Genomic DNA, 12212 nt, shown 5'->3' on the forward strand with positions numbered 1-12212 from the left:
CTCTGTGCTCTATCTCATTCTCAAGTTCGAGAACGAGAAGCTCGCTCAGAGGCGGCTTCGGGGGTTCAACAACTTGGTGTCGTCAGAGGAAGGCTAGATCTATGGACACAAATTCCTTGACGCTATCGACACGAACCCGCTCCGGCCTCTCTTCCTCCGTTTCCTTCCCCAAGGGGCGCATATCGAGATAGCGCTTCCCAGGGGCGAACCGGCCCTCATGCACGGTCGGTGCGGGTCGGGTGAACGGCGTTTCTCCGGGCGGAAGCGGAGAGGAGGGATCCGACACGTCCGGTTTTGCGCCCCGCGGCATCCTGCCTTATCATTATCCTCGCCGGTCGGCTGTGCTACCTTTTGGAGGAAACACTTTCCAGGGTTCCGTGAGAACCGGATAGGCGGGACGCCGAATGGTGGGAGGTGAGCCGTGATCTCCGAGGAGGCCTACCAAGAACTGGAAGACATCGTCGGGCCGGAGAACGTGTCCCGGGAACCCGCGGTGCTCGACGGTTACGCCTGGCAGCCGTTCCTAAACGACGACCCCGAGTTGTGGATAAGGAGGCCGGTGGCAGCGGTCCTTCCAGGGAGCGCCGAGGAGGTCCAGGAAGTGGTGAGGGCCTGCAACCGCCACGGCCTGAAGTTCAAAGCCCTGTCCACGGGATGGGGCGCCGTCGGCGGGCCGAGCACCGAGGGCGTGGTCCAGGTGGACCTCCGGCGCATGGACCGCATACTGGAGATCGACGAGAAGAACATGTACGCGGTGATCGAACCCTACGTCTGCGGGGCCCAACTGCAGGCGGAGGCCATGAAGCGGGGCCTGAACACGCACATCATCGGCGCCGGCCCCTCCTGCTCTCCCTTGGCCAGCGCCACCTCCATGAGCGGGGTGGGGCACGACTGCATCTACATGAGCTACAGCGCCCGCAACGTTCTGGGGGTGGAATGGGTGCTTCCCGACGGGGAGATCCTGAGGCTGGGAACCCCGGGCTCCGGCCTGGGATGGTTCTCGGGAGATGGGCCCGGCCCCTCCCTGCGCGGCGTCATGCGCGGGGCCTTGGGAGCCCTATCCGGTTTGGGAATATTTACCAAGTGTGCCGTGAAGCTCTACAACTGGCCAGGCCCGCAGCGCATGGAGGCGGAGGGCCTGGTCCTCGATTCCCAGGTGGAAGTCCCTCCCAACCTCCGTTTCTTCCTCCTGGTCTTTCCCGGACCGAGGGAGTTCGCCGACGCGCTCTACGAGATAGGGGAGTCGGAGATCGGGTACGCCGCGGTGCGCATAGCCACCGTGGCCTACGTGGCCCTGATGATGCCCCATTCGGGGTTCAAACTGCTGGAGACCAAGGCCCTCAGACCCTTCCTCACCCGGACCCTCAAGTATCCCCTCACCTTCGTGCTCGCCGGCCATTCCCTGGAGGAGACGGAATTCCAGGAGGCGGTGCTCAAGGAGATCGTGGAGCGCCATCGCGGCATACTCCTGGACTTCCGCCGCCTGGGGCCCATGGGGCGCTTCATGCCCCTCAACTTCCTCCGGGTGAGCATCATACCCCTGGCCTTCCGCCCCGGTGGTATCTTCGGGACCTGCCTGGACGGGAACGAGGCCCTGGATACCCAGATGAAGTGGGTGGACGTCATCTCCGAGGCCAAGAAGGAGTTCATCGAGAAAGGGGCCATCATGGACGACGAGGGGGACAACCCCTACTTCGTGCCCTACGAGAACAACACCTGGGCGCACTGCGAGATAACCTATGCCTACCGCGTGGACAACCCGGTGAGCCTGGAGAACCTGAACCCCATCGAGTTCACCTCCACCCTCAACGCCATCGAGCAGTGCATGACCCCCCTCTCCGTCTTCATACCCCCGGTGCGCAAGGTGATGAGTCCCCTGGCCGGGCACTTCAACCGCTGGCAGAGGAGGATATCCGAGGCCCTCGACCCCAAGTGTGCGGCGGACACCGGCTTCTACACCGAGGAGAAGGACTTCGCCTACCAGCGCATAGACGAGGCGAAGAAGGAGAGGTTGCGCCGCCTGCAGGAAAAACTCACTTGGACGGAGGACGGGCCGCCCGCTTGAGGCGGCCCCCTCTCCGAGGAGACACCGGGTCCCGCCACGGAAACCGGGGTGCCGGGGGCGGGACCACCTCCATGGAAGAGCTGCCCTGGCCCTGAAACCGCCCACCGTCAACCGGCCGGAGGACCAAGCTCGTGTTTTCCCTGGCTTGCGAAACAAGAGCCATCCGCTCGCAGAAGGACGGAGCGGGCTTTATGCATGCCTCTTGGCGATCGCGGGCAGGTCATATCGGTTGTCCTTTACCATGGAGGTTGAAAAGGACTTCACCCCTTCCCTTGTCGCAGGATTCTCTCCTCCGATTGGTATAACAACTGTAAATTAGAGTTGTAATTTTATTTGATTGATATAGAATGTTAGTAGAGTTCAGATTTTCATTTATTGTAAAGAGATGAGAAGGAGAGAGATGGGGGGAGAGACGACCCGGAGGGAGAGCGCCATCCGGCCTTCCCGGCGGCGTGACGGCGGGGTCCGCGAGGGGAGGGACCTGCGGGAGAAACGACTGCCCCGCATGACCGCCGGATACGTGGAGCGGACGGCTTCCGGCACACGTAGAGAGAAGTCCTCTTATGCAGGGGAGGAAGGCCCGGGGAGGAGACGAGGGGAGGCGGCCCTCCATCCCTTGATGGTTCTGCTCCTGCGCCGATTAAGCTCCAGGACGCCGCCACGGAAGAGGGAGGCAACCCCCCCTGCCGTCGGACACGTGTCCGCGCACCACGTTTCATCGGGAAAGCCCTTGCGAAGGGATGGGGAGAAAAGCTCCGGTGCCGTGAGGAGAGAGATGCGGAGCGGGGCAAGACGCGACCTGGCGGTGGTGAGGGGAGGGAAGGCTGTGGGCCCTGAGAGCGGCGGGGAAAGAAAGGCCCATGGCGCCCGCAGGGAAGGGAGGGGCCGTCGCACAAGGAGACGGCGCGCGGTAGCCCTTGTCGGGCTCATCCTGGTCCTGGCCCTGGCGTCCGCCGTTCTCTATCGCCCCGTAGTCCGGTACCTGGAGAGCAGGAGGGAGCTGGCCAGCACCGAGGCCCGGCTGGCTGAGGAGCGGGCTCTCACCCGTGGGCTCGAGGAGCGTCGGGACTTCGCCTCCAGCGAGCGCTACGTGGAGGGAGAGGCCCGACGCATGGGATACGTCAAGCCCGGCGAGATACCCCTCGTGGTCCTCGACGATAAGGAGGGGGCCGTGGAGGGCGAGGTGGGCATCGAAGAAGAGGGAGATAAAGGGAACCAGGCCGCTTCGCCTTGAGCCGGGAAGAGAGCCGCACGACATCACATTACCCTGACCGTGAAGGTTTAGGGCCCTCGTTCCTCCAATCCCCCAACAACGCCCCTCCAGTCCTTTTTCGATTTATGAAATGCGTTGCAGGCGGTCGTGGATGTCATCGGCGCGCCGGATTGCAGGGAGTTAGCGGATGACCGGATCATTGCCCGTTCGGAGGTGGGCCATTACCGGTATTTTCCAAAGGGCTCCTTTTGACACTTGGGGTAGAGTTCGCCCGGGCGGCTTTTGGAGCACACGCGTCACGTAGGGGAGTGTGTGCTGTTTCGTCCAAGCCATCCTTTTAGCCTGATATAACCCCGGGTCTTCCGGCAGCTCGCATCCCTTCCCGTGGTTCACATCCCGACGTGCCTCCCGGGGACGGTCCGTGAGTGCTTTCCTGGTCTCCCTCCTCCACGCCGGTGGGTCCGCATCCTACCCTATTCGCCGTGTCGCCGGACATGGTGCCTTCCGCTTCCTGAGGCGAAGCGTCAACACGGTCCGGTTCGCCTTCGGGTACGGTGGGGTGATTGGACCAAGAACAACCGGAATCGGGAGACTCCGTGCATCCACCCTGGCTGGAAGGGTATTCCTGTCGCTGTGGGTAACCCGTGCCTCCTCCCCCTGGTCCTCCGGGCTCGCCCTCCTGCTCCCTGGATCCGCCTCCTCCCTCCATGCCGCAGCGGGCACGCGCGCGCATCATCCTCCCGTGGCATTCCATGTAGGCCTCCTCGAGGAAGGGCAGGATCTCATCCGGGGCTCCGGCGGCGAGCGTCTCCTCCATGAAACTTAACTGTTCGCTCAAGGTGCTCTCGAACCGGAGGGAAAGGGAACGGGATTCCGCCTCGGGAATGGATTCCAGTAGGGAATCCGCCCGGGAGAGGTTGCGGCGGTACTCCTTGAGCCAGCGTTCCCAGTCGCGGGGACCGCCGCCGCGCAGCATCTCCTGCAGCTCTCGCATCCGCCGTTGGCAATATTCCATCTCCAAGCCGGCGTCCGAGGGGAGAGAGGGGGTAAAAGCCAGACGGGCCCTCTCGAAGAATATCTTGCTCCCGTAGAGCGGGGATCCCGGGAGGGCCCCAGCGGATGCCGCGTACAGGCCGAAGGTGCCCACGGTCATCACCAGGAGGGTGAACGCGGGTATGAGCACGGCACGGCGCAGGCGGGCCGGATGGCGGAGATATCTCCTCTCCTTCGCCGCTTCGCCGGCCGTGGTGGCGCGGGCCACGATCCTCTGCAGCCCGAAGTCGCGCAGGGGCTGTGGAGCGCGAGGAGTTTGCGTCCCGCGCAGGAACTCCTCGGCCGCCCTCGCTCTCTCCCTCCTCCTTTCGAACATGGGCCCTTCCTCTCCCCTTTGGTTCGCCTCATCGAGGGTGGGCCGGGCTTCCGGACCGCCCTCTCTTACCGGACGCCGCGGGCGGCGTCGGGTGCACGGCGTTGGGACATAAGCTCCTTTCCGCCGTCGCTCTCCTTTCCGCCGTCATCTCCGTTCTCGTTCCCGCCTTCATTCTCCCCATCCCCGCCGAACCAGAACGTCGCCCAGCTTGCGCAGGGCGCGGTGCTGGATGGCATTGACTGCACCCTCGCTCTTACCCAGGGCGGAGGCGACCTCGGCGTTGTTCATCCCGGTGAAGTACTTCATGATCACCACCTGCCTCTGCGTGGGGGGCAGTTCCCGCAGCGCCTCGCGCACCGCCCGCCGCCTCTCCTCCTCCTCGAGGTCTTCCCCGGGTGGAGTTTCTTCGTGACCCTCCATCTCCCGGGCCTTTTTAGCCTCCCGCCTTGCCGACCTCCTCAGGTGGTCCACCAGCAGGTTGCGGGCTATGCGGAAGACCCAGGCCCGGAAGGGCGCCTTTCCGGGGTCGTACTTCCCGATGTGCACCAGGCACCTCAGGAAGACCTCCTCGGTGAGGTCCTCCGCCTCTGCGCCCGAGGAGAGGTTCCAGAAGAAGTACCCGTAAAGCGGGTCCAGGAGCGTGCGGTAAATGGCCCCAAAGGCCTCCAGGTCTCCCTCCGCCGTCCTGCGTGCCAGCTCTTCCAGGGACTCCAAGGGGTTCTTCCTTCTCCGTAAATGAATACGCCTTTCACGCGCATTATATACGGTGAACGGCTTCCGTCCCCTGATTCCCCTCTGCTCTGCAAGATCGACGAACGGCTCTCAGGGCGCATCTCCATCCCATGCTTGGACGGTGACCGACGGCGCCAACGGATGGGAGGGGGCGAGGCCTTCCATCCCCGATAGCCGGTCCGGGTCATGCCCGGCGCCCCAGAGCCCCTTTTTCACCGACGTCAAGATGATGGTAGGCGCGACCTCTTTCCTCTTCACGATAGGCGGATTCCGAAGGCGGGACCGCATGATACCCAGCGAGCTCAAGAGAACCTTCCTTCCTCATCAAGCCGGAAGGTTCAAAGCTCTTGCGTAGTAACCGTACATCCGCGCCCCGGAGGGCGTATTAGGGATTGAGAGGCAGAGGAAAGGAGGTGAGGAAGTGAAAGGAAAGAAGTTTATCATCCTCGCCCTGACGGCGGTCGCGCTCATGGTGGCCGCCGGGGTGGCCGTCGCGGCCTCAACGGCAGCGGGCGGCAAGGGTGCCGGATGCGCCGAAGGGCTGACGAAGTCCGGTGTGCTCTCCGGGACGAGGACGGGCGAGGCGGGAGGCCTGACCACCCGGAACGAGGGTGAGAGCGAACGCATACGCGCCGAGCACTGCCACCAGGAGATGAGCGGGGAGTGCCCCGGAGAGTGTCAGCAGCTCATGGAGCAGAGGCGGGAGCGTATGGAGAGCGAGGGCTCCGCCGACGAATGCCCCTGCCAGGCCGGGGAGTGCCGCATGTACCGCAACGGCGCTCCGGATGATGCGGGTGCCGGGAATGGAGCCGGGTTCTCCCAGGCGGGACGTGCGAATGCGGAAGCCGCCCGGAAGGGCGACTGCGACATGCGGCAGGACCGCCTGCGTACCCAGGACCGCAGTTGCACCATGTAGCCGCACTACGTGGACGAGAGCGAGATATGGCCCGTGGACCCCGGAAGCCGGGCGCGCTGACGAAGCGGGATGACGTGGTACAAGGACGGGGGACCAGATACGCGGTCCCGTGTCCATGGAGAAGGGGATCTCCGCGGCGCGTCTGGCGCGTGGGGACCCGGGCGAGCGGGAAAGGCCCCATACCTGTCTTGGAGGTGCGGGGCCTTTCTCTTTGTCCGGGGCGAGCCCTTCTCCTCTTGTATGTTAAAATCTTCTTGCTCCGCCTGCTATGACCGCGGGTGGACCCCAAGGGCGACGTACGGGGAGGGAGAGAGAAGAGGGAGGTAAGCCTATGATCGACCACAAGTGGATAGGCAAGACCTACGGGCCCATCAAGTACGAGATCGGCAGGGAGAAGATGCGCGAGTACGCCGCCGCCGCCAAGGACCACCGGCCCATCTTCCACGACGAGGAGTTCGCCAAACAGACCAAGTACGGGGACATCATCGCCATGCCCAACTTCGCTGCCGTGTACGCTTTGCGCGGCGCGGGGATGATGCTCCTGGACCAGGAGATCAAGCTAAACCTGGCCATGCTGGTGCACGGAGCCCAGGAGTTCGAGTGGTTCACGGTGGTCAAGCCCAATGACGTCATCACCGAGACGGGCAAGGTGGCGGACATCTACGAGAAGGGCAACCTGGACTTCATCGTCTACGAGGGAGAGGCCCGCAACCAGGACGGGGAACTGGTGTGCCGGGCCCGGGCCACCTTCATCGTCAGGGGAGGTGGGGCGCAATGATCGAGCTCTGCAACCTCAGATACGACGATGTTCAGGTGGGACAGGAGATTCCCAGTTTTTCCCATCAGTTCGACCGCATGGACGCCATCGTCTACGCCGGGGCTAGCGGCGACTTCAACCCCATCCACACCAACCCCTACTTCGCCAAGGAAGTGGCCATGCTTCCCGACGTCATCGCCCACGGCCTCTTCAACATGGCCCTGTTGGGAAAGACGGTCATGGACTGGATAGGGGATCCCGGTTACCTCAAGAAGCTCTCCTGCCAGTTCCGGGGCATGGTCATCCCTGGGGACAAGGTCATCTTTAAGGGACGGGTGCGCGAGAAGCTGGAGGGCAACCTGGTGGTCCTCGACGTATGGGCGGAGAAGGAAGACGGGAGCGATGTCCTCAAGGGCGGCGAGGCCGTGGTCTGGCTTCCCTGAACGGAAGGCGGGCCGGAAAGCCCGATGCCTGCCGATGGCTTCTCCGGTGAGCGCCCGCATGGCCGGGAGGCTTGAAGGCCGGCCCGCTGCCGGATAGGAAGGAGGAGGGCTGTCCCCCGAATCCCCATGAGCGATAAAGAGGGCGCGGGATACCGCGCCCTTTCTCCACTTCCCGAAGCGGCGCGCGGGTTTTCCACGCCGGGGGATGGAGTACGCCGGTTACCGGAGCCCCCCGCCGTTCGTGCCCGCTCCCGACAGACTCCCTGTGCCTGGGCGGCCTCGCGCCTTGAGGTCGACATCCCGCCGGCTTTCCGCACACTGGAAAAGGGGACCCGCGGTCGCGGGGTTTCGGGAGAGCCCTCTGCCCTCAGGCGTACAGCCCCAGGGTGGTGGCGATGATCTCCCGCATGATCTCGTCGGTCCCGCCGCCGATGCGCCCCAGGCGCGCATCCCTCCAGGCCCGCTGCACGGGGTATTCCATCATATAGCCGTAGCCGCCCATGAACTGCAGGGCCTCATCGGCCACCTCGAAGGCCACCTGGGCGGCCATCAGCTTGGCCATGGAGATCTCCTTGACCGGGTACTCCCCGTGATCGTACTTCCAGGCGCAGATGTAGACCAGGGACTGGGCGGCCTCGATCTTGGTGGCCAGGTCGGCGATGCGGTGGGCGATGGCCTGGTTCTTGCAGATGGGTTTCCCGAACTGCACCCTCTCCTTGGTGTACTCGATGACGCTCTCCAGGGTCAGTCGCGCCCCCCCGATGGCCGCCGCCGCCCCGATGAGCCGCTCCCCCTGCAGCTCCCACATGATGTTGTAGAAACCGCGCCCCTCCTCGCCAAGCAGTGCGTCCTCGGGTATGAACATGTCCTCGAAGAAGATCTCCGCCGTGTCCGAGGCCCGCATGCCCACCTTGTCCAGCTTGCGGTTGACCACGAAGCCGGGGGTGTCCGTGTCCACCAGGAAGACGCTCATGCCCTTGTAACCTTTGGTTTTCTCCGTGCGCGCCAGGAGGGTCATGAAGTGGGCGCGGGCGCCGTTGGTGATGAAGATCTTGTTCCCGTTGACCTTCCACCCGCCGGGGACCTTCTCCGCGTAGGTCTGTATGCTGGCCACGTCGGAGCCGGCGTTGGGCTCGGTTATCCCCAGACAGGCGATCTTCTCTCCCTTGATGGCCGGCACCAGGTACTTCTGCTTCTGTTCCTCGGTGCCGAAGGCGAGGATGGGCGGGGTGGCCATCCCCACCTGCACGGCCACGGCCATGTTCACGCTGCCGCTCCCGGAGCGGGCCAGCTCCTCGGCCAGGACTATGTTGCAGAAATAGTCCCCACCGCCCCCGCCGTATTCCTCCGGGTAGTGCAGTCCCAGGTAGCCGAGCTCGCCCATGCGCGTGAACACCCAGTCCGGGAAGCTCCCCTGTTCCTCCCACTCCTCGGCGTGGGGGGCCAGCTCCTTCTCGGCGAACTCCCGGATGCTCTTGCGCAGCATCTCGTGTTCCTCGGTGAAAAAGAGCCCTACCGTCATCTCCCTCTCCTTTCTTTGCCGACTATTAATCACAACTTAACATTTACACCAAGGTTAAGATAACGCGGGCGGGGATGGCGGTCAACCCGCGCACGTGGCTCGACGGGAAAGGTTCGAATGAGCTTGGAGGGTTCGGAGATGGAATCTAAGGGCAACTCACGACCGAGCGCTGGGGCCAGCACACGAGCCGATGACCTTATGTCCACAGAGGGTTTGAAGATGTGAGTCGTCTCACTCTTGCTCAACCCATGCCGGGTATGCCTGGGGCGGCACCTCACACTGCCATTGATGGCGTTTTCCGACCGCCGTAAAGGCCCATCCTGGGTTATACTCTGGCTGGAAGCGTGTGGCGGGGGAGAGCGAAAGGAGTGGAGGCATGCGCTATTACCAGGATTTTCAGGTGGGGGAGAGGTTCGTGAGCAGGGGAAGGACCATAACCGAGGCGGACATCGTGATGTTCGCCGCCTTCAGCGGGGACTGGTACCCCCTGCACGTGGACCGGGAGTACGCGGCCCGCAGCCCCTTCGGGGAGAGGATCGCCCACGGCATGCTGGTGCTCTCCGCGGCGAGCGGCCTCATGCCCCTCACGGAGTGGGCCATCGTGGCCTTCTACGGGATGGACCGCGTGCGCTTCGTGGCCCCTACCAAGATAGGGGATACCATCCACGTGGAGGCCGAGGTCACGGAGAAGAGGGACAAGGGAGATGCGGGCGGGGTGGTCTCCTTCCGCCAGGTGGTGAAGAATCAGAGGGGCGAGGACCTGGCGGTTGCGGACTTCAAGATCTTCATGGCCGCGCGCGGGGAAGAGTGAAACTGGAGGACATCCTTGAGCGAGGCGCCCTGAGCGAGGAGGACCGCCGCGTGGCGGAACGGCAGCTGGGGCGCCAGTTACGGGGCGAGGTGCGGGTGGCCTCGCGCTGCCCGCACGGGAAAGTGCAGGTCATCGCCACCTCTCCTATTCTGGACGACGGCACCCCCTTTCCCACCCTATTCTGGCTCTCCTGCCCCCTCCTGCAGAAGGAGGTCTCACGGCTGGAGAGCGGAGACCTCAGGGAGAGGCTGCGACGGCTCCTGCGCGCCGATGAGGCCTTTGCCTCCGCCCTGCGCGGTGCGGAGGAGGAATACCGGGGCCTGCGCGAAGAATGGGCGGAGCGCATGGGCCGCGGGGAGGAGGTGCGGGGGTTCTTCTCCTCCCGCACGGGGATAGGCGGCACCGTTGCCGGAGGGTTGAAATGCCTGCACGCCCATCTCGCCCATTACCTGGCGGGAGGGGAGAACCCGGTGGGCGCGGAGGTGTTCCGGGAGATTGAGAACCTCCAGGAACTGCGGTGCCCCGGGGATTGCGAGCCCTTTCTGGGGAGGGGAAGATGAAGGCGGCGGCGGTGGACATAGGCACCAACTCGGTACGGCTTCTGGTGGCCGAGGTGGAGGGGGGAGAGGGTGGCCCTCTCCTGCGCACCCTGCACCGCCGCATGGTGATCACCCGCCTGGGCCGGGGGGTGGACAGGGAAGGTCGCCTGGACCCGGAGGCCGAGGAGCGCACGCTGCGCGTACTCCGGGAGTACCGCGAGCTGCTGGGCGCGGAGGGGGTCAGGGCCGTGGAGGCGGCGGCCACCAGCGCGGCCCGGGACGCCTCCAACGCGGCCCATTTCCTGGAGCGGGCGGAGGAGGTCCTGGGTGTCCGCCCCCGTGTCATCAGCGGCGAGGAGGAAGCCGTCCTCTCCTATCTGGGGGCCACCTACGACCTGGGAAAGCCCCCGGAGTCCTTCGGGCTCATCCTGGTGGTGGACATCGGCGGAGGCTCCACGGAGTTCATCCTGGGCAGGGGAAAGCGCGTCCTCGAGGCCCGGAGCATCGACGTTGGTTGCGTGCGCATGGCGGAGAGGTTCCTCTCCTCCGACCCGCCTCTTCCTGCGGAACTGCAGAGGATGGACGAATATCTCCGCGCAGAGCTGTCCGTTCTGGTGGAGGGGATGGGGCATCCCCGGCCCGGCCTGGCGGTGGGACTGGCCGGCACGGTGACCACCCTGGCCGGTATCCGGCTTGGGCTGTCCGAATACGACGGCGAGGCCATCCACCACACCTGGCTCACCCGTTCTCAGGTGGAGGAGGAATACCAGCGCCTCGCTTCACTGCCCCTCGAGGGGAGGAAGCGCTACATGCGCCTGGAGCAGGACAGGGCGGACGTCATCGTGGGAGGGTGCGCGGTGCTCAACGCGGTGACCACCTGTTTCGGGCTGGAGCGCATCCTGGTGAGCGAGAAGGACATCCTGGACGGGCTGGTCCTCCGCGCCGCCGGCACGAGGTGCCCTGAACGAAAGGGGAACGAGGTATCTTGAACGAAAGGGGATGAAGGCCGCTCCACCGCCCTATCCGCCCCGTGAGGCCTCAATGATGGGAGGGAACCACATTTCGTCGGATGCGCAGGCGGCGGTTCCTTTCCTCACCGGTGACGGACAGAGTAGCATCGCTGCATCCCGGCCGACAGGCCGATTTTCCGTCGGCTGAACCCTGTAGCCCGCCGTACCTGCCGCAGTCTCCGTCACCGCAGGCGTGCGGGAAGCTTCGAGTCCTTGAGGAGACCCCCGTACCGAGGGAGGGTCAGAGGGTCCGAGAGGGAGACTGGGGAGCGAACCCCTTACGGGTCGGAAGGCGATCGCAGGACTTTTTCTTCCCGGCGAAGGGAGCGGAATCCGGGTTGTTAGGAAGGGTGGCGGGACGGCGGAGGAGGCTGTAGAATAGACTTGGGGCGGGGGGCTGAAGCATATGTTGCAGCAGGAGAGATCTATGCCCGACAAGAAGGTCCTGGTTATAGACGACGAGCCGGCCATCCACAAGCTGCTCCAGACCATTCTCGAGCACGAGGGGTTCCAGATCATGGGCCTCGAGGAGAGAAGGGAGACCAGGGAAGCGGTGACCAGCCGCAGGCCGGACGTTATCATCCTGGACATCATGATGCCCGAGGTGGACGGCTTCCAGATATTGAAGATGCTCAAGGAGGACGAGGAGACCAGGGATATTCCGGTGCTCGTCCTCACCGTGCGCAGCCTCAAAGAAGACCGGGAGAAGGCCATGGCCCTCGGTGCCGACCTCTACATGACCAAACCCTTCCAGCCCTCCGAGCTGGTGGAGGCGGTGAGGTCCCTGGCCGGGGTCTGACCGGGTCCGGTGCCGCATCCACCTTGAGAGGCCCCT

The 12212-nt window shown here is 64.5% G+C and carries 12 protein-coding genes; 9 read left to right on the forward strand and 3 right to left on the reverse strand.

Annotation, left to right across the window (positions count from 1 at the left end; all coding sequences use genetic code 11):
- The first annotated feature begins 421 nt into the window (after nt 1-421).
- Both H7007_RS07100 and H7007_RS07105 read left to right on the forward strand, forming a co-directional pair.
- The gene (locus H7007_RS07100) at nt 422-2065 is read left to right on the forward strand and encodes an FAD-binding oxidoreductase (protein ID WP_287154249.1); all 1644 of its coding nucleotides are present in this window, start codon (nt 422-424) and stop codon (nt 2063-2065) included.
- Nucleotides 2066-2840: 775 nt separating this feature from the next.
- Entirely contained in the window at nt 2841-3299 is a 459-nt protein-coding gene (locus H7007_RS07105; protein WP_287154251.1) for an FtsB family cell division protein, read from the forward strand.
- A 316-nt stretch (nt 3300-3615) separates the two neighbouring features.
- On the opposite strand, the gene H7007_RS07110 is transcribed toward H7007_RS07105, so the two are convergent.
- Nucleotides 3616-4647, reverse strand: coding sequence for a DUF5667 domain-containing protein (locus H7007_RS07110; protein ID WP_287154253.1), 1032 nt, complete (start codon nt 4645-4647; stop codon nt 3616-3618).
- Nucleotides 4648-4815: 168 nt separating this feature from the next.
- Nucleotides 4816-5361 carry an RNA polymerase sigma factor gene (locus tag H7007_RS07115; RefSeq protein ID WP_287154255.1) on the reverse strand — a complete coding sequence of 182 codons (546 nt, stop codon included), beginning with the start codon at nt 5359-5361 and terminating at the stop codon, nt 4816-4818.
- A 439-nt stretch (nt 5362-5800) separates the two neighbouring features.
- Between H7007_RS07115 and H7007_RS07120 the strand changes: the two genes are divergently transcribed.
- The 3 genes from H7007_RS07120 to H7007_RS07130 all read left to right on the forward strand — a co-directional run bounded on the left by H7007_RS07120 (nt 5801) and on the right by H7007_RS07130 (nt 7495).
- The gene (locus tag H7007_RS07120) at nt 5801-6295 is read left to right on the forward strand and encodes a hypothetical protein (RefSeq protein ID WP_287154257.1); all 495 of its coding nucleotides are present in this window, start codon (nt 5801-5803) and stop codon (nt 6293-6295) included.
- A gap of 331 nt (nt 6296-6626) precedes the next feature.
- Nucleotides 6627-7073: an FAS1-like dehydratase domain-containing protein gene (locus H7007_RS07125; RefSeq protein ID WP_287154259.1), complete on the forward strand. Its 447-nt coding sequence runs from the start codon at nt 6627-6629 to the stop codon at nt 7071-7073.
- Nucleotides 7070-7495, forward strand: coding sequence for a MaoC/PaaZ C-terminal domain-containing protein (locus tag H7007_RS07130; RefSeq protein WP_287154261.1), 426 nt, complete (start codon nt 7070-7072; stop codon nt 7493-7495). Before H7007_RS07125 ends, H7007_RS07130 begins: the two co-directional genes overlap by 4 nt.
- A 367-nt stretch (nt 7496-7862) precedes the next feature.
- Here H7007_RS07130 and H7007_RS07135 read toward each other — a convergent pair whose 3' ends face one another.
- Nucleotides 7863-9017, reverse strand: a complete 1155-nt coding sequence (locus H7007_RS07135) for an acyl-CoA dehydrogenase family protein (RefSeq protein ID WP_287154263.1) — start codon at nt 9015-9017, stop codon at nt 7863-7865.
- A gap of 376 nt (nt 9018-9393) precedes the next feature.
- Between H7007_RS07135 and H7007_RS07140 the strand changes: the two genes are divergently transcribed.
- From H7007_RS07140 to H7007_RS07155, 4 genes are all read left to right on the forward strand, one after another.
- Complete coding sequence (locus tag H7007_RS07140) at nt 9394-9828, forward strand: MaoC/PaaZ C-terminal domain-containing protein (RefSeq protein ID WP_287154265.1); 435 nt, start codon at nt 9394-9396, stop codon at nt 9826-9828.
- The gene (locus H7007_RS07145; protein WP_287154267.1) at nt 9825-10388 is read left to right on the forward strand and encodes a DUF501 domain-containing protein; all 564 of its coding nucleotides are present in this window, start codon (nt 9825-9827) and stop codon (nt 10386-10388) included. The genes H7007_RS07140 and H7007_RS07145 overlap by 4 nt, the downstream gene beginning before the upstream one ends.
- Nucleotides 10385-11356 (forward strand): Ppx/GppA phosphatase family protein, encoded by a 972-nt coding sequence (locus tag H7007_RS07150; RefSeq protein ID WP_287154268.1) that lies wholly within the window; start codon nt 10385-10387, stop codon nt 11354-11356. The genes H7007_RS07145 and H7007_RS07150 overlap by 4 nt, the downstream gene beginning before the upstream one ends.
- Before the next feature lie 448 nt (nt 11357-11804).
- On the forward strand, nt 11805-12176 hold the full coding sequence (locus tag H7007_RS07155) for a response regulator (RefSeq protein ID WP_287154269.1): 372 nt from the start codon (nt 11805-11807) through the stop codon (nt 12174-12176).
- Nucleotides 12177-12212 lie beyond the last annotated feature (36 nt).

Origin of the sequence: Candidatus Solincola tengchongensis, from assembly GCF_015711935.1 — a bacterium.
In the GTDB taxonomy this organism is placed as follows: Bacteria; Actinomycetota; Geothermincolia; order Geothermincolales; family RBG-13-55-18; genus Solincola_A; species Solincola_A tengchongensis.

What these genes read in the sequence shown, in the direction of transcription:
- H7007_RS07105 (WP_287154251.1), top strand. Translation starts at nt 2,841, where the DNA reads ATGCGGAGCGGGGCAAGACGCGACCTGGCGGTGGTGAGGGGAGGGAAG.
- H7007_RS07110 (WP_287154253.1), bottom strand. Translation starts at nt 4,647, where the DNA reads ATGTTCGAAAGGAGGAGGGAGAGAGCGAGGGCGGCCGAGGAGTTCCTG.
- H7007_RS07125 (WP_287154259.1), top strand. Translation starts at nt 6,627, where the DNA reads ATGATCGACCACAAGTGGATAGGCAAGACCTACGGGCCCATCAAGTAC.
- H7007_RS07130 (WP_287154261.1), top strand. Translation starts at nt 7,070, where the DNA reads ATGATCGAGCTCTGCAACCTCAGATACGACGATGTTCAGGTGGGACAG.
- H7007_RS07135 (WP_287154263.1), bottom strand. Translation starts at nt 9,017, where the DNA reads ATGACGGTAGGGCTCTTTTTCACCGAGGAACACGAGATGCTGCGCAAG.
- H7007_RS07140 (WP_287154265.1), top strand. Translation starts at nt 9,394, where the DNA reads ATGCGCTATTACCAGGATTTTCAGGTGGGGGAGAGGTTCGTGAGCAGG.
- H7007_RS07150 (WP_287154268.1), top strand. Translation starts at nt 10,385, where the DNA reads ATGAAGGCGGCGGCGGTGGACATAGGCACCAACTCGGTACGGCTTCTG.
- H7007_RS07155 (WP_287154269.1), top strand. Translation starts at nt 11,805, where the DNA reads ATGCCCGACAAGAAGGTCCTGGTTATAGACGACGAGCCGGCCATCCAC.